Here is a 22,482-nt window from a genome sequence, read left to right on the forward strand (position 1 = left end):
TGGTGCCCGGGGCCGGAATCGAACCGGCACGCCTTGCGGCGGGGGATTTTGAGTCCCCTGCGTCTACCAATTTCACCACCCGGGCTGGAATTCGTGAAGCCCCAAATTATGGCACAGTAGGGCGCATGAAATATCCGACGATTGAAGATGCGGTGGGCAACACTCCGCTGGTGGCGCTGCAGCGCATCGGCGCGAAAGACAACGCGGCGCGGGGCAATGTGGTGCTGGGCAAGCTCGAGGGCAACAATCCGGCCGGGTCCGTCAAAGACCGGCCCGCGCTGTCGATGATCCGCCGCGCGGAGCAGCGGGGCGACATCCGCCCGGGTGACACGCTGATCGAGGCCACGTCGGGCAACACGGGCATTGCGCTGGCCATGGCGGCGGCCATCAAGGGCTATCGCATGGTGCTGGTGATGCCCGAGGACCTGTCGATTGAGCGTGCGCAGACCATGAAGGCTTTTGGCGCCGAACTGGTGCTCACCCCCAAGAGCGGCGGTATGGAACACGCGCGCGACCTGGCCGAGGCCATGCAAAAGCGCGGCGAGGGCAAGGTGCTGGACCAGTTCGCCAATGCAGACAACCCGCGCGTCCACTACGAGACCACGGGCCCGGAGATCTGGGAGCAGACCGGTGGGCGCATCACGCACTTTGTGAGCGCCATGGGCACCACGGGCACGATCACGGGCGTATCGCGGTTCCTCAAGGAGAAGAACCCCGCCATCCAGATCGTTGGCGCGCAGCCGCAAGAGGGCTCGCGCATTCCCGGCATTCGCAAATGGCCGCAGGAATACCTGCCCAAGATCTACGACGCCAGCACAGTGGACGAGCTGGTGTACGTGAGTCAGGACGATGCCGAAGAAATGTGCCGCCGCCTGGCGCGTGAAGAGGGCATCTTTGCCGGCATCTCTGCAGCAGGTGCCTGTTGGGTGGCGCAGCAGATTGCGGCGCGCGACAGCAATGCCACCATCGTTTTTGTGGTGTGTGACCGGGGCGACCGGTACTTGTCCACCGGCGTGTTCCCCGCGTGAGCGGGTGCGGCGAGGCGTTGTGCCAAAAATTCAAGCCAAATAGGCCTCTAGCGCTTGCTGTATAAGCGCTAGAAGCTATCAAAATAATAGTAAGTCATGCACTACGAAGTTCGCTACTGCTCGCACTGTGGCACCGGGTTGCAGCCCATCACGCTGGCCGAAGACGGCGGCGACAAGGAGCGGCTGCGCTGCCCCGCCTGCGGCTGGACGCACTGGAACAACCCGACGCCTGTGCTGGCCGCCATCGTGGAGGTGGAAGGCAAAGTGCTGCTGGCGCGCAATGCGGCGTGGCCGGGCAAGATGTTTGCGCTGATCACTGGCTTCATGGAGGCGGGCGAGTCGCCACAGGAAGGCATTGCGCGCGAGGTGAAGGAAGAAACCAACCTGGACGTGCAGGCCACCACGCTGGTGGGCGCCTACGAGTTCCTGCGCATGAACCAGATCATCATTGCCTACCACGTGGTCGCCACGGGGCAGGTGAAACTGTCGCCCGAGCTGGTGGACTACCGCCTGTACGATCTGCCCGACCTGAAATGCTGGCCTGCCGGCACGGGCTATGCGCTGGCCGATTGGCTGCGCACCCGCGGGCATGAGCCGGTGTTCTTCACGGCAGAGGAAAATGCGGAGCGGCGCCGGGGGCTGGACCAGCCTGAGCCGCCCAAGGACTGATCACCATGGACATTCACAAAGAAATCGACACCCGGGGCCTGAACTGCCCCTTGCCCATCCTCAAGGCCAAGAAGGCGCTGTCGGACATGGCCAGCGGCCAGCTGCTGAAGGTGGTGGCCACCGACAGCGGCTCGCTGCGAGACTTTCAGGCGTTTGCCAAGCAGACGGGGAATGAGCTGGTGGAGCAGCAGACGGTGGGCGAGGAGTTCATCCACATCCTGCGCCGCCGTTGATCCGGAGGAGTGAGGGGGTTGTTGCCCCTTGCCTGACCCGTGTCTGACCTGCTTCTGACACGCGTCTGACCCGCTTGTTACGCGCGGCAGGTCCATCCTCCGACGTACGTGCAGCGGTGGTACTTACCGCCGCAACGCCAGCGCGGGCGCTGGCCGGCGGATACAGTGGACTACAGGCTCAGGCCTTTGAGGTATTCACGGAAGTGGTCGCCCACCTGCGCGTGCTGCAGCGCCAGTTCCACAGTCGCTTCCAGAAAGCCTTCCTTGCTGCCACAGTCGTAGCGCTTGCCTTCGTATTCAAACGCGTAAACGGTCTCGTGCTGCATCAGGCGCGCGATGGCGTCGGTGAGCTGGATCTCGCCACCCACGCCGCGCGGCTGGTTGCGGATCTCGGCAAAGATGCGCGGCGTGAGCACGTAGCGCCCGGCCACGCCCATGCGCGAGGGGGCCTTTTCAGGCGCAGGCTTCTCCACGATTTCGTCAATGCGGATCAGGCCGTCACTCGCGCTTTCGCCCTTGACGATGCCGTAGCGGCGCGTATGCTCTTGCGGCACTTCTTGCACGGCCAGCAGTGACCGGCCCTGCTTGGCAAAGGCCGCGGTCATTTGCGCCATGACGCCGGGGCCGCCGTTTTTGCCCACCATCAGGTCGTCGGCCAGCAGTACGGCAAAGGGCTCGTTGCCCACCAGCGGCTCGGCGCACAGCACGGCGTGGCCTAGTCCCAGGCTGCGCGGCTGGCGCACAAACAGGCAGTTCATGTCGTCAGGCGCAATGCCGCGCACCAGCGCCAGCATCTCTTGCTTGCCGGCATTTTCCAACTCGTTCTCCAACTCGTAAGCGGTGTCGAAATGGTCTTCGATGGCGCGCTTGCTGCGGCCGGTGACAAACACCATGTCGCGGATGCCCGCTTCGTAGGCTTCTTCCACGGCGTACTGGATCAGGGGCTTGTCCACCACGGGCAGCATTTCCTTGGGAGATGCCTTGGTGGCGGGCAGAAAGCGGGTGCCCAGGCCGGCAACGGGGAAGACGGCTTTGCGAACAGTGGTGGCGACAGTCATGGGGCTCCTTCAGGAAGGTCAGAACACGGGGCGAGCGGCCAAAGGCCCACCCGCAAGTGCCCAAAAGTATGGCGGCAGATTCAGCCCAGCCGTGTCAGCTGATCGCGCAATCTGCCGAGGGTGGCGCCGAAATCGGCCACGCGTTTTTTCTCCTGGTCCAGCACGGCAGCCGGGGCCTTGGCCACAAAGGCCTCGTTGGACAGCTTGGCCGTAGCCTTGGCGATCTCGGCTTCTATGCGTGCGATTTCCTTGCGAAGACGTGCCTTTTCGGCCACCACGTCGATCTCCATGAACAGGCACATGCGCGCCTCGCCCACCACTGCGACGGGCGCGGCCTGCGCGGCAGCGGCCCACGCAGCCTCGTCGTCAAACACCTTCACCTCACTGAGCTTGGCCAGTGCTTGCAATACCGGTGCCACGCCGCGCATGAAGTCGGCATCGCCCACCACATACAGCGGCAAGCGGGTGGAGGGCGAGACATTCATCTCGCCCCGCAGCGCACGGCAGGTGTCCACCAAGCCTTTGACGCGGCCCATGTGGGCAATGGCGGATTCGTCGATCTTTTCGGGTTGCGCCTGCGGGTAGCGCGCGATGCTGACCGACTCGCCCTGGATGCCCGCCACGGGCGCCACCACCTGCCACAGGGCTTCGGTGATGAACGGGATGATGGGGTGGGCCAGGCGCAGGATGGCTTCCAGCGTGCGGATCAGCGTGCGGCGCGTGGCGCGTTGCTGCGCCAGACCCACTTGTGGGTCTTCATGGTTCATGCCCTGCTGGATCTGCACCTTGGCGATCTCCAGGTACCAGTCGCAGTACTCGTTCCACACGAAGTCGTAGATCGCGTTGGCCACGTTGTCCAGGCGGTACTCTTCAAAGCCCTTGGCGACCTCGGCCTCGGTCTTGTGCAGCAGCGAGCTGATCCAGCGGTCGGCCTGGCTGAACTGCATGTAGCCGTGCATGGCGCCGCCGGGCTGGCATTCTTCCTTGGTGTGCTCCTTCAGGCCGCAGTCCTGGCCTTCGCAGTTCATCAGCACGAAGCGGCTGGCGTTCCAGAGCTTGTTGCAGAAGTTCCGGTAGCCCTCGCAGCGCTTGCTGTCGAAGTTGATGCTGCGGCCCAGCGATGCGAGCGCGGCAAACGTGAAGCGCAGCGCATCGGCGCCGTAGGCCGGAATGCCTTCAGGGAATTCCTTCTGCGTGTTCTTGCGCACGGTGGGCGCGGTCTCGGGCTTGCGCAGGCCGGTGGTGCGTTTTTCCAGCAGCGGTTCGAGCGCAATGCCGTCGATCAGGTCCACCGGGTCGAGCACGTTGCCTTCGGACTTGGACATCTTCTTGCCCTGCGCGTCGCGCACCAGGCCGTGGATGTACACGTGCTTGAACGGCACGCGGCCGGTGAAGTGCGTGGTCATCATGATCATCCGGGCGACCCAGAAGAAGATGATGTCGTAGCCCGTCACCAACACGCTGCTGGGCAGGTACAGGTTGAAGTCGTCGGTGGGTGCGTCGCCCTGGTTCGGCCAGCCCATGGTGCTGAAGGGCACGAGGGCGGACGAATACCAGGTGTCGAGCACGTCCTCGTCGCGGCGCAGCGTTTTGCCCGGCGCCTTGGCCTGGGCTTCGGCTTCGGTGCGGGCGACGATCACGTTGCCGTCTTCGTCGTACCACGCCGGGATCTGGTGGCCCCACCAGAGTTGGCGGCTGATGCACCAGTCCTGGATGTTGTTCATCCACTGGTTGTAGGTGTTCACCCAGTTCTCGGGCACAAAGGTCACTTCGCCGCTGGCCACCGCATCGATGGCCTTTTGCGCAATGCTCTTGCCGGTGGCGTCGCCTTCGCCCACCTTGCTCATGGCCACGAACCACTGGTCCGTCAGCATGGGCTCGATCACCTGGCCGGTGCGGGTGCAGATGGGCACCATGAGCTTGTGCTTCTTCACCTCGACCAGCGCGCCGATGGCTTCGAGGTCCGCCACCACGGCCTTGCGAGCGACGAAGCGGTCCATGCCCCGATATTTCTCTGGCATCAACTCGCGGACGTTCTCGCCAATCCAGTTGTATAAGGAGCCGTGTTCGTCATGCGACTTGTATTTGTCATCCCCGCCCTGACTCCACAAGCTACCGTTTGGCATGTAGAACTTGGTGCCGACAGGCATTGACAGGAGCGGAGCCTTAGACATCGTGGCGTCAAGCTCCAATACCGTCACTAACGGAAGCTTGTGCCGCTGCCCCACGGCGTAGTCATTCTGGTCGTGTGCAGGCGTCACTTTCACCACGCCCGTGCCAAACTCTTTGTCCACGTAGTCGTCCGCGATGATGGGAATCTTGCGGCCAACCAGCGGCAGGATGACCTCCGCTTTTGCTTCAACGAGATGCTTGTAGCGCGCATCCTCAGGGTGCACCATCAGCGCCACGTCGCCCAGCATGGTTTCAGGCCGCGTGGTGGCCACCGTGAGGCTGCCGGAGCCGTCGGCCAGCGGGTAGGCGATGTGCCACAGCGAGCCGTCCTTTTCCTCGCTCTCGACTTCCAGGTCGGACACGGCGGACTGCAGCTTGGGGTCCCAGTTCACCAGACGCTTGCCACGGTAGATCAGGCCCTGCTCGTACAGCTTCACGAAGGTGTCGGTCACCACGGCGCTCAGCTTGTCGTCCATGGTGAAGTATTCGCGGCTCCAGTCCACGCTGTCGCCCATGCGGCGCATCTGCGTGGTGATGGTGTTGCCGGACTTTTCCTTCCACTCCCACACCTTGCTCACGAAGTTCTTGCGCGCCTCGGGCGGGGTGGGGCCCATGTCGTAGCGGCTGATGCCCTGCTCCTGCAGCTGGCGCTCCACCACGATCTGCGTGGCGATGCCGGCGTGGTCGGTGCCGGGCACCCAGACGGTGTTGAAACCGCGCATGCGGTGGTAGCGCGTGAGGCTGTCCATGATCGTCTGGTTGAACGCATGCCCCATGTGCAGCGTGCCCGTCACGTTGGGGGGGGGCAACTGGATGGAGAAGTTCTTCCCCTCTGCCGCAGCCTCGGCACTGGGGCTTGAGGTGCCACGGTGGCCTGCAACGCCGTATCCGCGCTTTTCCCATTCGGGGCCCCAGTGGGCTTCCAGCGCAGCGGGTTCAAAGGACTTGGACAGGCTTTCGAGGCCGGGTTGTGGTTGGGGCGTGCTCATGGGGTGTGGCAGTGAGGAGGTAGCCGCTGGGGCGCCTCGACGGACAAGAGAGTGAACCGCGCATTTTAAGGGAGCGCCGCTGCGCGGCCCTGGGCGCCAGCCTGGTGGCGCTGCTATCCATTTGTTACCTTGATGCGGGCTGCGCCGCTGCCAGCGTCCCGATAATCGCCGCCCATGGAGCGGGAGGGTGGGCGCACAACGCGCACCGGGCTCCATGCTTGCCTGCCGGATCAACACACAACACAACAGGGCGGCGCAGCACCACAACAGTCACCAGACGAAGCAAGCGGCCGCGCACCCGTGCCCGGCCGCGCGGGGCTGGACTGACGACAGCGGTGTCCGCGCGCTCGATACGTCCGAACCATGACGATTCAATCTGCACTCAAAGTGGGCCTGGCCAAGGTCTTTGTTTATGCACTGCTGGCGCTGTTCCTGATACCTGCCATCACCTTCGTCTTCACCGGCTACGTACAGCGGGACCAGGATGCCCGCTTTGTGGCCGGCGTCAGCCAGCGGATCGATGCCGAGCGGGCCATGCCCGCTGCCGAAAAGCAGGCACGCAAGGACTACTACCGCGCCAATCCGCCGTCCACCATCTGCACCAGCACCGACCCCGAGGCCCAGGACTACCGCGCCGCTATGTGCGAGCGCTATGGCGATGTATGGCAGTTCCACATGGCGCGCAAGGCGTCCCTATGGGCCCTGGTGGCCGGCGCGGCGCTGCTGGTGGCGGTGCTGGGGTTGGGGGCCCTGGCCTTTGTGGACCGCAAGATGCAGTACACCAGCTTTGTGACGGGCTGGCACCTGACGACCTGGGCCAGCGCGGCGGCGCTGGTGGTGCAGGGTGCGATGGCGGTGTGGCTGTCGTTCTGGGTCACGGCCTTCTTCTTTCACAAGTACTCGCCCAAGCTCATCATCATCGTGGGCCTGGCCGTCGCGGTGGGCGTGTTTGTGGCGGTGGCGGGCATCTTCAAGCGGGTGCACTCGGGCAGCCACGCGGTGGGCGAGCTGGTGTCCGAAGAAGACGCCCCTCTGCTGTGGAAGCGCATTCGCCACATGGCCCAGCGCCTCAAGACCGAGCCGCCTCAGCACATCGTGGCGGGCATCGATGCCAACTTCTTCGTGACCGAAGCACCGCTCACGGTGGGCGATAAAACCCTGACCGGCCGCACGCTGTTTGTCAGCCTGCCCCTGCTGCGCGTGCTGGACCAGGCCGAGGCCGATGCCGTGTTCGGCCACGAACTGGCCCACCTGCGCGGTGGTGACACGCAAAGCAGCGCCCGCCTGGGCCCCAAGCTGGTGCAGTTTGACCACTACCGGGATGCCATTCGCACCGGCGGGCTGTCGGCCGTGGTGTCGCCCCTGCTTGACCTGTACCGCACCATCTTCGAGATCGCCCTGGCACGCGACAGCCGCGAGCGCGAGTTCAAGGCCGACCGCATTGCCGCCAAGCTGGTCACGCCCGCCGCCATTGCCCAGTCGCTCGTCAAGATCGCGGCTTATGCGCAATACCGCTTCAAGATCGAGGACGAACTGTTTGACCGCAACGAGCGGCACGGCCCGCAGACGCTGGGCATTGCAGGCTTCGTGGCGCAGGGCTTGGCACCGTATGCTTCGTCCGACGATTTTGTGGATGCCATGAAGACCGCCAACGTGCCCCATCCGTTCGACTCGCACCCCGCCATGCCCGAACGGCTGCGCAATGTGGGCATGCCGCTGAAGGAGCAGGACTACGGCGCCATCGCGGTGCGCAAACCCGCCAGCACCTGGGTCCAGGAGATTTTGACTGCCGACGCCATCGAGCAGCGGCTGTGGAGCGACTACGAAAAGCAGTTTGCGCAAGACCACGAACGCAGCCTGGCCTACCGCTATGAGCCTGCCAACGACGAAGAACGCGCCCTGGTGCTGCAGTACTTTCCACCCGTGGTGTTCGCGCTCAAGGGCAACGACACGGTGGAAGTGAGCATCGACGGCATCCACACCTCGGCCGACGGCGTGACCGTGCGCTGGGATGCGGTGAAGGCGCTGGAGTACAAGGAAAGCAGCTTCGGCAACGCGCTCATCGTCTCGCACCCCGAGAAGAACGCCATGGGCCTCGGCGCCAAGACCACCAAGATCAGGCTGCCGGGGCTGAAGAAGGAAAAGGACTACTTCAACGCCGTGGTCGCCGATTACTGGCAGCGCCACCAGATCATGAGGGCGCAGCAGCAGGCGGAGTTGGTGGATTGAATGCTATATGTTTGATAGCTGCTAGCGCTTGATGGTAAAGCGCTAGAGGCTCATTAGGCTGAATATTTTGCATTGGCGATGCGGTGAGCCGAGTGGGCGTGGCCTGCTGCTATGGGTTGCGTGCAGATGTACCGGCTGTGCGCTCGATTTTCAGCACGGCATTGCCCGCTGCGTCCCACGCGGTGCTCGCTGCCAGCCACCGGCCGGCTCCATCCGTCAGTGCAGCAAGCGGTTCCGCATCGGCCACGGCCTGGACGGTCACACCCTGCGCACCGAAGCGTGTGTCCGGGCTGCCATCAGCGTTCAGTCCTGCCCAAACCGCACGGTAGCGCGAGCCGGGCCCGCTGGGAACGGGGTCTTCAGCGGCCGCGCCAAAGGTCACCATGGCCCCGTCGGGCTGGGTGAAGAATGATTTGAGCGAGTACTGGGCTGGCACGGCCACGCGCGCGATGCCCTTGTCGCCAAACGAGGGGTTCACCGTGCCATCGGCGCGGAACCGGGCGATGCTGAGACGGCAGATGTCCGCGCCACAGGTTCGTGCTGCAATGGCAAAGCCGCCATCCGCATGCGGCTGGAGCTGGTACTCCTTCAGCGTTTCGCCAAACGAGAACCAGCCGCCGAATGTCTGCGCCTGCGTACCGCCAGCGTGCACGGCGATGCACAAGCCAGGGTCTGCGGTGGGCGTCTCGTACACGCGGCTGCCGAGCGCGCCGGCCGTGATGATGCTTCCGGTCGGCAAGGGCAGGATGGCGTGGCCGCTGGCGGCGCAGGGCGGCGCGGTCTGCTCCACATGTTCCTGATTGAAGGCCACATCGGGTGAGCCATCAGCCGAGAGGCGGCGCACCCGGCGGCCGAAAACCTGCATCGAGACCAAGTCGCTGGAGGTGAGCAGCACCGGTTTCTGATCAGCCTGGAGCGCCATGGACAGCGGGTACATCAGCGGTACGCGAAAACCTTCTGCAATCCCTTGCGCGCCAAAGCTGCTGTCCAGCACTCCCGCCGGGGTCAGCCCTGCCACCGTGTAGTGCCATGTATCCGTGGCCCCCGATGCGGTCAGGCACTGTTCTTGGAAAGAACGGATGGTGCAGGGCTCATGCGCCATGACTACCATCAGAATTCTTCCATTGGCCTGGGGCTGGACGCTCACAGCGCTGTCCGACCCCTTCACGGTAAAACGCGCTTCACCGTTCTGACCGAAAGCTCGGTCGATGCCGCCGTCGGTGCTCAGCCGCGTGATGACGGGCTGTTGTGTGGGCAGGCCCCCAGCATTGGGTGACGGGATGGGCGCAATCACCCTGGTGTGGGCCACCAGCACCTTGCCATCAGGCTGTATGCCCAGGGTGGCTGACCAGGGCGTACCTAGCGGCAGGGTGGCTGTGCCCGATGCGCCGTAGGTCGTGTCCACCTTGAGGGGGTCGGCCCCCGCATCACCTGCGCCGCCCGCATTGCTGCCCCCTCCGCAGGCGGTAAGCGCTACCCCCGCTGTCGCCATCGCGGCTGCCAGGGCCGCAGTGCGGCTGCGTAAAAGAACAACGGTGGGGCGGGTTCCGGCTGGCGGCATGGCTCGTGCTCCTGATCTGGGTTGCAAAGATCAGGCATTGTGCAGACGCCTCCCCGCACCGAGCCAGGTTGTCCCGCCTTGATGGTGACAATCAGTTAACGGTCTTGACAAACTCCGGCCGGTCGTTCTGCTGCGGCTTGAGCGGGGCCGCCACCTTGCCTTCGGCGCGTTCCTTGCGCCACTGTTCCTTGCGGGCCGTCCATTCCTTCAGGCGTGCATGTGCAATGGTGCTGTCTTTTTCCATCTGCTCCTCGTTGGCCAGCTGCGCCGACAGTTCCAGGCGGATGCCGTTGGGGTCGAAGAAATAGATGCTCTTGAAGATGTGGTGGTCGGTCACGCCCAGCACTTCGATACCGTGGGCCTCCAGGCGCTTCTTGGTGGCTTTCAGCTCTTGCACCGTGTTCACGCGGAAGGCGATGTGGTTGACCCACAGCGGCGTGTTCGGCGATGGCTCGGCCTTCACGTCGTCGCCCAGGTCAAAAAAGGCGATGAACGAGCCGTCCTGCAGGCGAAAGAAGAAGTGGGTGTAAGGGCAGTATTCGCCCGTGCTGGGCACGTAGTCGCTCTGGATGATGTGGTACAGCGGCAGGCCCAGGATATCTTCGTAGAAGTGGCGCGTTTCCTCCGCGTCGCGCGCCTTGTAGGCGTAATGGTGCAGCTGCTGAATCTTGGCAGGTGCGGGCAGGGAGGCCAGGTCGGGCTTGAGGAAGGCGTTCATGCAGTGTCTCCTTGAGTGATTTTGTGATTCTACTATTCGTAATTGATTTACGTTAAGTTAATTTTTTGGCTGCAGTTTGCAGTACATTCCGCACTTGTACTTTTTGCCCTGAGGTATTCGTCCGATGCGCCTGTAAGCCCTCCAAGTCTTTCTCTCCTTCTGGCCCCTTTGGCGCCAGGCGGTTGTTTGTCTTGTCTGGAGTGCTTTGCATGGCGACACCATCACCTTGGGGCGATCCCGCCCATCCCCGCAGCGCTGCCGCTGCTTCGGCGGAGGCCTTCTCTTCCCCCCTTTTTGTGCCAGCCGCGTGCGGCGCGGAGCTGGTCGCGGGACGATCCGTTCTGCAGTTCTGCGACGTGACCTGGACCCTGCCCAGCGGGCGCGCGCTGTGGACGAAGCCATTGAACCTGGCTGTGGGGCCAGGGGTAACTGGCCTGGTGGGGGCCAACGGCAGCGGCAAGAGCGCTTTTTTGCAGCTTGCGCAGGGCGCGTTGCCTCCTGCGAGCGGCACGGTGCTGGGCCATCCGGTCCGGCATGCCGTGGCGCAGGAGGTGGCGGCTGCGCCGGCGACCACCGTAGCTGATATTGCTGGACTGGGTGCGGTGCTGAGGGCCATGGCGCGTTTGGACTCGGGCCTGGGTACGGCCGATGACCTGGTGCTTGCCGACGGGCGGTGGGACTTGCCATCGCGGTGGCAGCAGGCGCTGGCCTCTCTGGGGCTGGGCCACCTTCGGCCGGGCCACCCGGCGCAGCAACTCAGCGGCGGCGAGCGCGTGCGCGTGGCGCTGGCGGGTGCTTTCCTGTCAGGCTCCGAACTGCTGTTGCTGGACGAACCCACCAACCATCTGGACCGCCCCGGTCGGCGTTGGTTGATGGACGCCCTCGCACGTTGGCCCGGAGCCGTGCTTGTGGCCAGCCATGACCGCGAATTGCTGGGCAGAGCGCACAACATCGTTGCGTTGTCGGAATCGGGGCTGCAGCGCTACGGCGGGAACTGGGTCCTGTACCAGGCGCAGCGCCAGGCCGAGGAGCTTGCTGCCCACGCTGCGCTGGCCCACGTTCGCACCGAGCGCGAACGGGGCATGCGGGCGCTGCGGCGCGAGCACGATGCCCAGCAGAGCCGCGCCGCGCGTGGGCGCGAAGCGGGACGCATCACCAACCAGGCATCGGTCCTGCTGGACCGCAAGAAGAACAGTGCTCAGAACCATGCCGGCCGGGAGCATGAGCGCCAGCAACAAGAGCGCCAGCGTTTGAACGACGCAGTGCGCGAGGCAGCGCAGCGTGTTCAAGCGGTGGCGGCCACGGCGCTGGTGCTGCCCCAAAGCGCCGTGCCAGCAGGAAAGCGGGTGTTGGCGTTCGAGCGGGTCCTTGCGCCACACGCTACGCCTGGGTTTCCGGCGCTCGACGGGGTGTGGAGCGGGCCTATCCGCATTGCCATCACGGGGCCCAACGGGTGTGGAAAAACCAGTTTGTTGCGCACCATCGCAGACCCTGCGCTGGCTGCCGCTGGGCGGGTATCGCGGGGTGTGCATGCGGCCTGGCTGGACCAGCACAACGCCGACCTGCGCCCGCCGCAGTACGGTGTGCTGGACCGCCTGCAGGCGCTGGGAACACCCCTGCCCGAAGCGGTGCTGCGCACGCACCTCGCGCAGCTGGGCTTGGGCGCGGACAAGGTGCAACGGCCTGTGGGCGTGCTCAGTGGCGGCGAGCGCATCAAGGCGGCGCTGGCCTGTGCCCTGTGGTCAGGCGCGCCTGCACAAATGCTGCTGCTGGACGAGCCGACCAACCACCTGGATGTGGATGCCATTGAAGCGCTGCAGACTGCTTTGAATGCTTTCACGGGCGCACTGGTCGTGGTGTCGCACGACTACGCCTTTCTGCGCGCGCTGCGGCTGGATGTGGTGTGGGCCTGGCAGCCCCATGGCTGGGACCTGGATGCCGCGCTGGAGCCCGCACCCGGCCCGGCCTGACGCCTTTGAACGCCACATGGCACCCACAAAAAAGCCACCCGCTGCACCGCTGCAGAGGTGGCCCGTGAGCTGACCGCGCCGCTGTCGCCTTGTGGGGGTGGCGGCGCGCGTGCCTGTGACCGTCGATTACTGCTTCACGGCCTCGATCTGCACCACCAGGCGCACATTCTTGGGGAAGCCCCATTCCACGCCGTAGTTCATGCCCCACTGGGTGCGGTCGATGGTGGTTTCAAAGTCGCCGCCGCACACTTCGCGCTTGAGCATGGGGCTGTCGTAGCAGTTGAACTGCGTGGCCTTCAAGGTGACGGGGGCGGTCTTGCCCAGCAGGGTGAGCTGGCCGCTCACTTCGCTGACCTTGTCGCCGTTGAAGCTGAACTTGTCGGAGACAAACTTGATGGTGGGGTGCTTGGCCGCGTCGAAGAGGTCGGGGCTTTGCAGGTGCTTGTCGAAGGCGGGCGTGCCGGTGTTCACAGAGGTGGTGTCGATGGTGATGTCCACTTTGCCGGTCTTGGCAGCGCGGTCAAATTCCACCGAGCCCTGCTTCTTGTCGAAGCGGCCGCGGTTGGTGGATGCGCCGAAGTGGCTGATCTCGAACGTCACAAAGGTGTGCGTGGGATCGATGGCGTAGGTGGCGGCCTGGGCGGCGCCTGCAGTCATCGCGGTGGCAGCAGCCACGGCCAGCAGGGAGAACAGGGACTTGCGCATGGATGAAAACTCCTGGAACGGTTGTGGAAAGACAAGGGGAAATAAATCAACGATCCGATTCGGCGCGGCACGCGGCGCAGCCGATCAGTGGGGTGTCCCGAATCAAATCTTGGCCACGCCAGTCAGTGCAAGCTTGAACTTCACGGTCACGTCGTCGGCCACCATGGAGGTGTCGGCCCACTCGTTCTCACCGATCTTGAACGCCAGGCGCTTGATGGGCAGGGTGCCGGTGGCCGTGGTGGTGGGGCCGTTCTGGGTCAGCGTGACGGGCACCACCACGTTTTGCGGCGTGCCCTTGATGGTGAGCTTGCCCGCCACTTCAAACTTGCCGCCGCCCAGTGCCTTGATGGCGGTGGACTCGAACTGGGCCTGCGGGAACTTGGGCACATTGAACCAGGTGGGCTTGGGCAGCTCGGCATCGGTCTCGCGCGAGCCCAGGGTGGCACTGCCCGTGTCCACGGTGAACTGGATCTTGCTGGTGTCCAGCTTTGCGGGGTCAAACGTCACCTTGGCGTCGAACTTCTTGAAGTGCCCCTCCAGCGGCACGCCCATCTGCCGCGCGGTGAACTGGACCTCGCTTTGGGCGGGCACCAGCTGTTGCTGGGCCATGGCAGCCTGCGCGCCCACGGCCAGCGCGGCGCCCAGCACGAGGCGGGACAGGGAGGGGGACAGATTCATGCAAAAACTCCGTTCAAAAGACAGTGGGTGAGGCGGTACCGGTATGCGTGGATCGGCGGGCAGTGCAGCGCGGGACCTCATGAGGTCATCGCAAAGGCAGCATGCGCGCCAGCAGGCCGTCGCGGTCGATGAACTGGTGCTTGAGCGCCGCTGCCACATGCAGCACCACCAGCCCCGCCATCGCGAACGCGGTGTACTGGTGCCAGGGCTTGATGGCTTCGGCCAGCTCCTTGCTGACAGGCACAAAGTCCGGCAGCTGCCACAGGCCCAGGAAGACGATGGGGAAACCTGCGGCCGAGCTGTAGGCCCAGCCGATCAGCGGCACTGCGAAGAACAGCGCGTAGAGCAGGCCATGGGTGCCGTGGTGGGCCAGCTTTTGCCAGCCGGGCATGCCCTGGGCGATGGCGCTGGGCAGGGCGGGCGGGCGGTGCGTGAGCCGCCAAAGCAGCCGCAGTGTGGACAGGGCCAGCAGCGTGACGCCGGCCCACTTGTGCCAGTTGTAGAGCTTGAGGCGCTGGGGTGAAAACGGCAGCCCCGTCATGTAGATGCCCACGCCGAACAGGCCGATGAGTGCCAGGCCCAGCACCCAGTGCAGCAGCATGGCGGTGCGGGTGTAGCGGCGGGGCGTGGTGGGCGTCGTAGCGGCAGGGGCGGTCATCAAGAAAAACGGCGGATGAAGGATCGGGCCGGGCCCGGGTGATGCGCAGTGTAGGAACGGCTGAACGGGCCGGCCTTCAGGCAGATTGACGCTTCAATTCAAAAAAACTGAACCGATCGGGCCTGAGCCATCAAAGTTCCCCAACGTTGGGAAATTTTTTTCGAAGGTTCAGAAGCGCTGCGCGGGCCGGTGCGCCGCTCCGCTGCTGCGAGGCGGCGGGATGCGCGGGGCAACGAGCGGAAAAATGAATCACACCCGGAGCAAGCGGGAGTGCATCGGTCGGCTGTGTCAGCGTCCGAGGGCGGCCTTCTTCCAGGCGTCTGCAGCGGCGGCTTCGTCGCCACGTTGCTCGGCCAGTTCGGCCAGGTGGCGCCATGCGCTCGCGCGCAGCGAGGTGTCGGCGATCTGCTGCGCCGCCTGGGTCAGCAGTTGCTGCGCCTTGCCCCACAGCTGACGCTTGAGGCAGGCCATGCCCGCCAAGTACTGCAGGCGGGCGTCGCGTGGGTTGGCCTGCTGCGCGGCTTCGATGCGAGCTAGCCACGGAGCGTCGACCGCGTCCAGGCCGGCCTCCAGGGCGCGCACCAGGCGCAGGGCGTGGTGTTCGGCCAGGGCGTCGGGCAGGTCCACCATGCGGTCCCACACCGGCAGCAGCCAGACGCGCACCTGTGTGGCCTCGCCACCCAGGGCGGCCAGCCGCTGAGCGGCGTGGATGGCCAGCTCGGGCATGTTGCGCTCGGCAGGCTCCAGTGACTGCCAGATCTGCTGCAGCTGGGCCGTGTCGTGTGCGCTGTTGATGAGCTCAATGGCCAGGCCGCGCACGATGCTTTGGGCTGCGGCTGGCGAGAACGCGCGGTGTTTGCCCAACAGCCGCGCAGTGTCCAGCGCGTCTTGCGTCTGCCGTGCCAGCCGCGTGGCCTTGAGCTTGATGCGCAGTGCCAGCGTGCGGCGGGCAGCGCCCTGCGGCAGCGCGGCCAGGCGGTCCAGTGCGGCGTTGGCGTCGCGGTCGTCCAGCGACCAGCGGGCGGCGCGCATCTGGGCACCCTCGCGCATTTCCTGCTCGTTCACTGTTCCGCGCGCGGGCGCTTCCTGCAGCGCATCGTTCAGGTGGCTTTCGCGCGTGGCGCTGTCCTGCAGCGCGTGAGAGGCCTCGGCGGCGATCATGTGCGCCAGCGCGCGCAACTGCCGACCATGCGGCACGGCCTCGTCGGCGGCGGCCAGTGCGTGTTCTTGCGCCAGTGCAGCCACGGCGGCCTTGCGGGAGCGGATGAAACGGCCGCCCAGCATGTGCGTCAGCGCGTCCAGCAGCGAGGCGTGCATGGCGCGCTCCTTTTGCTGCACACGCCAGCGCCGCGCCTGGCGCGGCAGCTCCAGCAGGGCGGCCAGCGCCCTAAGCGCGGCATACACGGTGACAAATCCGCCCACAAGCAACAGCACCACCATGTTCAGCGACAGGTCGATGCGGTAGGGCGGCCAATACAGGGTCACGGTGCCCTGGTTGTTACCCGCAAACAGCGCAGCCGCCACGGCCACGCCAAACAATGCCAAAAGCCAGAGTGCTGCGCGCATATCGTTTCAATTGTCCAGTGCGTTGCAAGCGGGACTTGGAGACTGGCGCGGCCGAGACCAGTGCACCCGCGCAAGGGCCGCCAAGCCGCACAAGCGGCGCTTTGCTTGCGTGCGCTGGGTGCGCTCCCCTCCCGCTTCGCGAAGCGAAACGAGAGGGGGGCTGAGTGCCGCGGCTCCGGGCCTGCCTGCGCAGGCCTGGACGGCAACGAAGAGCGGTCGTCTCTGGCGAACGCGCCGAGGCTGATAGCGACTCAAGGGGTGGTTCATCTATCGGCCGGCTGCGGCTGTGGCCAGTGCAGACAGCGTTTCGTCCAGCCGCGGCAGCTCAGCCGCCTTCATGCTGGCCTGTGCGGCCTGCAGGGTGCTGGCGGCGTTCTGCGTGCGGCGCGAGGCCGGGTCGAAGTACTTGTTGAGCGCGGTGGTCGCGGCGGCCAGGTCGGCGCGGGCCGATTCGTATTGGCGCGCCAGCACGCCCAGGCGGGCGTTCAGCAGCTTGAGCTTGAGGTTTTCGCGCAGGAAGAACGTCTGCTCGGGCGCCAGCAAGATCGCCTCGGGCTGGTCGATGCGGCTTACGCGCACCAGGGTGCGGGCTTCGTCACGCACTACTTCCCAGCTGCGCTGCAAAGCGGCCTGCCACCACGCCACGTCACCTTGCGCGGTGGGGGTGGATGATGATGAAGAAGGCAATTGTGCAGTAGAGGCCGCGCCGGCCAGGCGGCGCGTGGCGGCCGCTTGGGCCACGGCGTTCAGCACCGGCAGGTCGTCCACTTGGCGCACCAGTTCATCCAGGCGGGCCAGCAGGCCGGCGGTGTCGGCCACGGCAGTGCGTGTCAGCCGGTCCAGGTCGCGACCGATAGCGCGCTGCACAGGCGCCAGCCGGGGCTGGGCTGCCCGGCTGATGCGCTGGTCCGCGCTTTTGAGAGCGCCCACCAGCGGCTCCAGGCTGCCGGTGAGCTGCGCCTGCTGCTGTGCCAGGCGAATGGACGATTCAATGTCCACCACCAGGTTTTCATCACGCGAGCGTGACAGGCTTTGCATGAGCTCTTCGAGCTGGCTGCGCTGCAGCGCCACTTCGCTCACGCGTGCTTCGGTCACCGACAGGCGCGCTGCGGTCTCGCGCACCTGCTCTTCGGCTTGGCGGGCCATGGTGCGGGCTTCGATCGCCAGGGCACCTGAATCGGCCGACTGGCGGGCCAACTGCTCTTGAATGCTGCTGAGTTTTTGCCACAGCAGGCCGCAGCCCACCAGGGCCGCCACCGACACTGCTGCCAGCACCACGGTGACCACGCCTCCGCGCGCCGTCGCACTGGAGGCGGAAGCCGCCACCGGTGCAGCCTGCGGAGTCGGCGCCGGTACCGCAGTGGCTGCAAGGAACGGGTCGTTGGGGGGCACGGAACTCATACGGCCGATTCTATCGAGGCGACCACGTCGGCCAGTGCCGGGCGGCATTCCCGCACAGTGCCAAAGCCCGCTGCGCGCGCTGCTTCGGCAATGCGCGGGTGGGTGGCCAATGCACGTGCTGAGCGCCAGTCCCACCCGGGCAGCGCCTGGGCCAGGTGGGCGACGGCCTCCGAGCTGCTCAGCAGCCAGGTGGACCCGTCACTGGCCGCCTGTTGCGCCAGCGCCACTTCGGCGGGGCCGAAGCGGGGCGCACCCCGCTCGTAGGCCACCACAAAGTCCACAGCACCGCCGGCAGCCTCGATCTGCCGTGCCAGCCAGTCCCGACCCGAGCCCGCACCGCTGTCGTGCACGCCGCCCGACCGGCCTCGCACGATCAGTACCCGGTCGCCGGGCTGGATCTGCTGGCCCACCTGCTGCCACAGCGCCTCGGAATCGAACTGCGCGACATCTGCGGCGGGCCCGTCGATGAACTGGCGCGGCACGCCGGCATGCTCCAGCGCGCGCGCCGTGCCGGGGCCTGGAGCCCATGCTCTTGTTTTGATAGCTTCTAGCGCTTTTCCATCAAGCGCTAGAGGCCATTTTTGTTCAAAAAAATAGGTTGCGGCGTTGCCGCTGACGAACATCACGGCGCGGTACTGCGGCCAGCGGCTGCGGGCCTGCTGCAGGGCCTGCTGGGCGCCCGGCGCCGTGGCGGGGCCGATGGCGATGAGGGGCAGGGCGGCAGCCTGAATGCCGTGGGCCTGCAGCTCCTGCACCCAATGCGCCGCCTCGCGGGCGGGCCGCGTGACGATGACCCGGCGCATGGTGGGCTGCTACCCCGCCGTGGTCGCGGGCTCGGCGCCGCGCGCACCGCCCGCGCGCAGGCGCTGGGCAATGGCCTCGCCCAGCGCTTCGGCCTGGGCCAGCGTGGCAACAGGCGCCTGGGCATCGGCGCGCACCAGCGGTGCCTGACCTTCCGGGTCGCCCCAGGCCGCGTCGAGCTGCAGCACGCCGCCCGTGAAGGTGCCGTGTGCTGCCAGCGGCATCGAGCAGCTGCCGCCCATGGCGCGGCTCACGGCGCGCTCGGCCGCCACCGTCAGCCAGGTGGGCTGGTGCGCCAGCGGCGCCAGTGCGTCGATGAGCTCTTGCCGGTCGCTGCGGACTTCAATGCCCAGGGCTCCCTGGCCTGCGGCGGGCAGCATGGCAGCGGGCGCGAAGGTGGCGCGGATGCGGGATTCCAGCCCCAGGCGCTTCAGGCCCGCAGCCGCCAGCACGATGGCGTCGTACTGGCCTTCGTCCAGCTTGCGCAGGCGGGTGTCCAGGTTGCCGCGCAGCGGCTCGATCTTGAGGTCGGGCCGCAGCGCCTGCAGCAGCACCTGCCGGCGCAGGCTGGACGTGCCGACCACCGCACCCTGGGGCAGAGCGTCGATGTTGGGGTAGTTGGGCGAGACAAACGCATCGCGCGGGTCTTCGCGCTCCATCACGCAAGCCAGGGCGAAGCCCTCGGGCAGCTCCATGGGCACGTCCTTGAGCGAGTGCACCGCAATGTGCGCGCGGCCTTCTTCCAATGCCACTTCCAGCTCTTTCACAAACAGGCCCTTGCCACCCACTTTGCTCAGCGACCGGTCCAGGATTTGGTCGCCCTTGGTGGTCATGCCCAGCAGTTCCACCGCGTGGCCGCGGGCCTGCAGCAGCGCCTTCACATGCTCGGCCTGCCACAGTGCAAGGCGGCTTTCGCGGGTGGCGATGACGATGGAAAGGGGGTTCTGGACAGGGCTCAAGTTCGTAACCTGTTTGTAATCATTCAGGGGCGGGCGATGCTAGCATGCGCCCGCACTGGGGCTGGTGCGCCCCGGAGGGACACAAGGGGGGGCGCGTGGCGCCGGGCCACTTTATCCATCTCCGGAGATTGACGCACCATGAAACGATCCGACAAGGACCAGCCCCTGATCGACGACATCCGCCTGCTTGGACGCATCCTGGGTGACGTGATCCGCGAACAGGAGGGCGTGGCCGCTTACGAGCTGGTGGAGCAGGTGCGCAAACTCTCCGTGGCCTTCCGCCGCGACGCCGACCAGGAAGCCGACCGCGCCCTCAAGAAGCTGCTCAAGTCCCTGTCGGGCGACCAGACGGTGAGTGTGATCCGCGCCTTTACCTACTTCAGCCACTTGGCCAACCTGGCCGAAGACCGCCACCACATCCGCCGCCGCGCCGTCCACGAGCGCGCGGGCGACACGCAAGAGGGCAGCATTGAGGTCGCCCTGTCGCGCCTGCGCTGGGCCGGCATTGCGCCCAAGACCATCTCGCAGACGCTGGCAGGCAGCTACGTGGCCCCCGTGCTCACGGCCCACCCCACCGAGGTGCAGCGCAAGAGCATCCTGGATGCCGAGCGCGACATCGCCCAACTGCTGGCCGCGCGCGACGACATCCAGGTGCGCGCCCAGCTCTACAACAGCGCCAAGGACGCGCTCACCCCTCGCGAGCTGGCTGCCAATGAAGCGCAATTGCGTGCCCGCGTGGCCCAGCTGTGGCAAACGCGCCTGTTGCGCTACAGCAAGCTCACCGTGGCCGACGAGATCGAGAACGCGCTGTCGTACTACGAAGCCACCTTCCTGCGCGAGATCCCCAAGATCTATTGCGACCTGGAAACCGAGCTGGGCCAGTACCCCGTGCACAGCTTTCTGCGCATGGGCCAGTGGATCGGCGGTGACCGCGACGGCAACCCCAACGTCACTGCGCAGACGCTGCGCTACGCCTTGGGCCGCCAGGCCGAGGTGGCCCTGCGCCACTACCTGACGGAAGTGCACTACCTGGGCGGCGAGCTGTCGCTGTCCGCCCGCCTCGTGCAGGTCTCGGCCGAGATGGAGGCCCTGGCCCAGCGCTCGCCCGACACTAGCGAACACCGTGTGGATGAGCCTTATCGCCGCGCACTCACGGGTATCTACGCCCGCCTGGCCGCATCGCTCAAAGAGCTGACGGGGGGCGAAGCCGCCCGCCACGCCGTGGCGCCGCAGAACCCCTATGCCAGCGCGGAAGAATTCCTGGCCGACCTGCGTGTGATCGAAGCCTCGCTGAAGTCGCACCACGGCCAAGCGCTGGCGCAAGAGCGCCTGCACCCGCTGATCCGTGCCGTGCAGGTGTTCGGCTTCCACCTGGCCACGGTGGACCTGCGCCAAAGCTCCGACAAGCACGAGGAAGTCGTGGCCGAGCTGCTGGCCAAGGCGCGCATTGAACCCAACTACGCCAGCCTGCAAGAGGCTGCCAAGCGCGCGCTGCTGATCAAGCTGCTCAACGACGCGCGCCCATTGCGCGTGGTGGGTGCCGAGTACTCCGCCCACACGCAGGGCGAGCTGGCCATCTTCGAAACCGCCCGCGTGATGCGCGAGCGCTTCGGCCACGAGGCCATCCGCCACTACATCATCAGCCACACCGAAACGGTGAGCGATTTGCTGGAAGTGCTGCTGCTTCAAAAGGAAGTGGGCCTGATGAGCGGCACGCTGGACGCCGAATCGAAGAACCACCTCATCGTGGTGCCGCTTTTCGAGACTATCGAAGACCTGCGCAACGCTGCGCCCATCATGCGCGAGTTCTACAGCCTGCCCGGCGTGGCCTCACTCGTGCAGCGCAGCGGTGGCGAGCAGGACATCATGCTCGGCTACAGCGACAGCAACAAGGACGGCGGCATCTTCACCAGCAACTGGGAGCTGTACCGCGCCGAGATCGCCCTCGTCGAACTCTTCGACGAACTCGCCACCACCCACGGCATCCAGCTGCGCATGTTCCACGGCAGGGGCGGCACCGTGGGCCGGGGCGGCGGCCCCAGCTACCAGGCCATCCTGGCGCAGCCCCCTGGCACCGTCCGCGGCCAGATTCGCCTGACCGAGCAGGGCGAGGTCATCGCCTCCAAATACGCCAACCCCGAAATCGGCCGCCGCAACCTGGAGACGCTGGTGGCTGCCACGCTCGAAGCCACGCTGCTGCAGCCTACCAAGCCCGCGACCAAGGCCTTCCTCGACGCCGCCGCGCAGCTCTCGCTGGCCAGCATGGGGGCCTACCGCGCGCTGGTGTACGAGACGCCCGGGTTCACCGACTACTTCTTCAACTCAACCCCCATCCGCGAGATCGCCGAGCTGAACATCGGCTCGCGCCCCGCCAGCCGCAAGGCCAGCCAGAAGATCGAAGACCTGCGCGCCATCCCCTGGGGCTTCAGCTGGGGCCAGTGCCGCCTCACGCTGCCCGGCTGGTTCGGCTTTGGGGCGGCCGTGGACGCGTTCATCAATGCCGAGGGCAAAGACCCCAAGGCCCAGCTCGCCCTGCTGCAAAAGATGTACCGCCAATGGCCGTTCTTCCGCACCCTGCTGTCCAACATGGACATGGTGCTGGCCAAGAGCGACCTGGCCCTGGCCTCACGCTACAGCGAACTGGTGACGGACGCCCGCCTGCGCAAAAAGGTCTTCACCGCCATCGAAGCCGAATGGCACCGCACGGCTGATGCGCTCACCCGCATCACGGGCGACAAACAGCGCCTGACGCACAACACGGCCCTGGCCCGCTCCATCAAGCACCGCTTTCCGTACATCGACCCGCTGCACCACCTGCAGGTGGAGCTGGTACGCCGCTGGCGCGCGGGGCAGGGAGATGAGCGCGTGCAGACGGGTATCCACATCTCCATCAACGGGATTGCGGCAGGCTTGCGCAACACGGGTTGAGCGGGCCGCCGCGCTGCGAGGGCAAAAAAAACGGGCTCCCGAGGGAGCCCGTTGGCGTTTGCAGTCACGGATGCCTTCAAAACACCTCCCATGGCAGCAGCCCCCGCACCGCGCGAGGTGCCGCCGCCATGGGAAGTCCCGCAACTGCATTCGGTCGTC

At 66.0% G+C, this 22,482-nt stretch carries 17 protein-coding genes and 1 tRNA gene; 6 read left to right on the plus strand and 12 right to left on the minus strand.

All coding sequences use genetic code 11. The features are described from left to right. Nucleotides 1-85, minus strand: a tRNA-Leu gene (locus ACK4HJ_RS14910). A gap of 40 nt (nt 86-125) precedes the next feature. Here ACK4HJ_RS14910 and cysM point away from each other — a divergent pair. From cysM to ACK4HJ_RS14925, 3 genes are all read left to right on the plus strand, one after another. Then, entirely contained in the window at nt 126-1,028 is a 903-nt protein-coding gene (gene cysM, locus ACK4HJ_RS14915) for a cysteine synthase CysM (RefSeq protein ID WP_409833002.1), read from the plus strand. Nucleotides 1,029-1,124: 96 nt separating this feature from the next. Next, complete coding sequence (locus tag ACK4HJ_RS14920) at nt 1,125-1,697, plus strand: NUDIX hydrolase (protein WP_409833004.1); 573 nt, start codon at nt 1,125-1,127, stop codon at nt 1,695-1,697. 5 nt (nt 1,698-1,702) lie between these two features. Further along, complete coding sequence (locus ACK4HJ_RS14925) at nt 1,703-1,930, plus strand: sulfurtransferase TusA family protein (protein WP_409833007.1); 228 nt, start codon at nt 1,703-1,705, stop codon at nt 1,928-1,930. A 170-nt stretch (nt 1,931-2,100) separates the two neighbouring features. Here the strand turns inward: ACK4HJ_RS14925 and galU are convergent, their stop codons facing one another. Both galU and ACK4HJ_RS14935 read right to left on the minus strand, forming a co-directional pair. Then, entirely contained in the window at nt 2,101-2,988 is an 888-nt protein-coding gene (gene galU / locus ACK4HJ_RS14930; RefSeq protein ID WP_409833010.1) for a UTP--glucose-1-phosphate uridylyltransferase GalU, read from the minus strand. A gap of 80 nt (nt 2,989-3,068) precedes the next feature. Further along, nucleotides 3,069-6,149, minus strand: a complete 3,081-nt coding sequence (locus ACK4HJ_RS14935) for a valine--tRNA ligase (protein ID WP_409833013.1) — start codon at nt 6,147-6,149, stop codon at nt 3,069-3,071. Nucleotides 6,150-6,512: 363 nt separating this feature from the next. On the opposite strand from ACK4HJ_RS14935, the gene ACK4HJ_RS14940 reads away from it, so the two are divergent. Further along, nucleotides 6,513-8,378, plus strand: coding sequence for a M48 family metallopeptidase (locus ACK4HJ_RS14940; RefSeq protein ID WP_409833015.1), 1,866 nt, complete (start codon nt 6,513-6,515; stop codon nt 8,376-8,378). A 109-nt stretch (nt 8,379-8,487) separates the two neighbouring features. Here ACK4HJ_RS14940 and ACK4HJ_RS14945 read toward each other — a convergent pair whose 3' ends face one another. Then, complete coding sequence (locus ACK4HJ_RS14945; RefSeq protein ID WP_409833018.1) at nt 8,488-9,939, minus strand: hypothetical protein; 1,452 nt, start codon at nt 9,937-9,939, stop codon at nt 8,488-8,490. A gap of 91 nt (nt 9,940-10,030) precedes the next feature. Next, nucleotides 10,031-10,657, minus strand: coding sequence for a VOC family protein (locus ACK4HJ_RS14950; RefSeq protein ID WP_409833021.1), 627 nt, complete (start codon nt 10,655-10,657; stop codon nt 10,031-10,033). A gap of 356 nt (nt 10,658-11,013) precedes the next feature. Here ACK4HJ_RS14950 and ACK4HJ_RS14955 point away from each other — a divergent pair, with 356 nt between their 5' ends. After that, nucleotides 11,014-12,627: an ATP-binding cassette domain-containing protein gene (locus tag ACK4HJ_RS14955; protein ID WP_409833023.1), complete on the plus strand. Its 1,614-nt coding sequence runs from the start codon at nt 11,014-11,016 to the stop codon at nt 12,625-12,627. Between the two features lie 126 nt (nt 12,628-12,753). On the opposite strand, the gene ACK4HJ_RS14960 is transcribed toward ACK4HJ_RS14955, so the two are convergent. From ACK4HJ_RS14960 to hemC, 7 genes are all read right to left on the minus strand, one after another. Next, nucleotides 12,754-13,332 (minus strand): YceI family protein, encoded by a 579-nt coding sequence (locus ACK4HJ_RS14960; protein WP_409833026.1) that lies wholly within the window; start codon nt 13,330-13,332, stop codon nt 12,754-12,756. Nucleotides 13,333-13,434: 102 nt separating this feature from the next. Further along, nucleotides 13,435-14,010, minus strand: a complete 576-nt coding sequence (locus ACK4HJ_RS14965) for a YceI family protein (protein WP_409833029.1) — start codon at nt 14,008-14,010, stop codon at nt 13,435-13,437. A gap of 85 nt (nt 14,011-14,095) precedes the next feature. After that, nucleotides 14,096-14,668, minus strand: coding sequence for a cytochrome b (locus ACK4HJ_RS14970; RefSeq protein WP_409833031.1), 573 nt, complete (start codon nt 14,666-14,668; stop codon nt 14,096-14,098). Between the two features lie 288 nt (nt 14,669-14,956). After that, nucleotides 14,957-16,234, minus strand: coding sequence for a heme biosynthesis HemY N-terminal domain-containing protein (locus tag ACK4HJ_RS14975; RefSeq protein ID WP_409833034.1), 1,278 nt, complete (start codon nt 16,232-16,234; stop codon nt 14,957-14,959). Between the two features lie 267 nt (nt 16,235-16,501). Further along, nucleotides 16,502-17,635, minus strand: coding sequence for a uroporphyrinogen-III C-methyltransferase (locus tag ACK4HJ_RS14980; protein ID WP_409833036.1), 1,134 nt, complete (start codon nt 17,633-17,635; stop codon nt 16,502-16,504). After that, the gene (locus tag ACK4HJ_RS14985) at nt 17,632-18,438 is read right to left on the minus strand and encodes a uroporphyrinogen-III synthase (protein ID WP_409833038.1); all 807 of its coding nucleotides are present in this window, start codon (nt 18,436-18,438) and stop codon (nt 17,632-17,634) included. Before ACK4HJ_RS14985 ends, ACK4HJ_RS14980 begins: the two co-directional genes overlap by 4 nt. Nucleotides 18,439-18,447: 9 nt before the next feature. Next, nucleotides 18,448-19,395: a hydroxymethylbilane synthase gene (hemC, locus tag ACK4HJ_RS14990; protein WP_409833041.1), complete on the minus strand. Its 948-nt coding sequence runs from the start codon at nt 19,393-19,395 to the stop codon at nt 18,448-18,450. Between the two features lie 138 nt (nt 19,396-19,533). On the opposite strand from hemC, the gene ppc reads away from it, so the two are divergent. Then, nucleotides 19,534-22,323 (plus strand): phosphoenolpyruvate carboxylase, encoded by a 2,790-nt coding sequence (gene ppc / locus ACK4HJ_RS14995; protein ID WP_409833043.1) that lies wholly within the window; start codon nt 19,534-19,536, stop codon nt 22,321-22,323. Nucleotides 22,324-22,482 lie beyond the last annotated feature (159 nt).

The sequence above is a fragment of the Acidovorax sp. genome, from assembly GCF_046294525.1.
Taxonomy (GTDB): Bacteria; Pseudomonadota; Gammaproteobacteria; order Burkholderiales; family Burkholderiaceae_C; genus Acidovorax.

Coding starts and splice junctions, on each gene's coding strand:
- cysM (WP_409833002.1), top strand. CDS start 126: ATGAAATATCCGACGATTGAAGATGCGGTGGGCAACACTCCGCTGGTG.
- ACK4HJ_RS14920 (WP_409833004.1), top strand. CDS start 1,125: ATGCACTACGAAGTTCGCTACTGCTCGCACTGTGGCACCGGGTTGCAG.
- ACK4HJ_RS14925 (WP_409833007.1), top strand. CDS start 1,703: ATGGACATTCACAAAGAAATCGACACCCGGGGCCTGAACTGCCCCTTG.
- galU (WP_409833010.1), bottom strand. CDS start 2,988: ATGACTGTCGCCACCACTGTTCGCAAAGCCGTCTTCCCCGTTGCCGGC.
- ACK4HJ_RS14935 (WP_409833013.1), bottom strand. CDS start 6,149: ATGAGCACGCCCCAACCACAACCCGGCCTCGAAAGCCTGTCCAAGTCC.
- ACK4HJ_RS14940 (WP_409833015.1), top strand. CDS start 6,513: ATGACGATTCAATCTGCACTCAAAGTGGGCCTGGCCAAGGTCTTTGTT.
- ACK4HJ_RS14945 (WP_409833018.1), bottom strand. CDS start 9,939: ATGCCGCCAGCCGGAACCCGCCCCACCGTTGTTCTTTTACGCAGCCGC.
- ACK4HJ_RS14950 (WP_409833021.1), bottom strand. CDS start 10,657: ATGAACGCCTTCCTCAAGCCCGACCTGGCCTCCCTGCCCGCACCTGCC.
- ACK4HJ_RS14960 (WP_409833026.1), bottom strand. CDS start 13,332: ATGCGCAAGTCCCTGTTCTCCCTGCTGGCCGTGGCTGCTGCCACCGCG.
- ACK4HJ_RS14965 (WP_409833029.1), bottom strand. CDS start 14,010: ATGAATCTGTCCCCCTCCCTGTCCCGCCTCGTGCTGGGCGCCGCGCTG.
- ACK4HJ_RS14970 (WP_409833031.1), bottom strand. CDS start 14,668: ATGACCGCCCCTGCCGCTACGACGCCCACCACGCCCCGCCGCTACACC.
- ACK4HJ_RS14975 (WP_409833034.1), bottom strand. CDS start 16,234: ATGCGCGCAGCACTCTGGCTTTTGGCATTGTTTGGCGTGGCCGTGGCG.
- ACK4HJ_RS14980 (WP_409833036.1), bottom strand. CDS start 17,635: ATGAGTTCCGTGCCCCCCAACGACCCGTTCCTTGCAGCCACTGCGGTA.
- ACK4HJ_RS14985 (WP_409833038.1), bottom strand. CDS start 18,438: ATGCGCCGGGTCATCGTCACGCGGCCCGCCCGCGAGGCGGCGCATTGG.
- ppc (WP_409833043.1), top strand. CDS start 19,534: ATGAAACGATCCGACAAGGACCAGCCCCTGATCGACGACATCCGCCTG.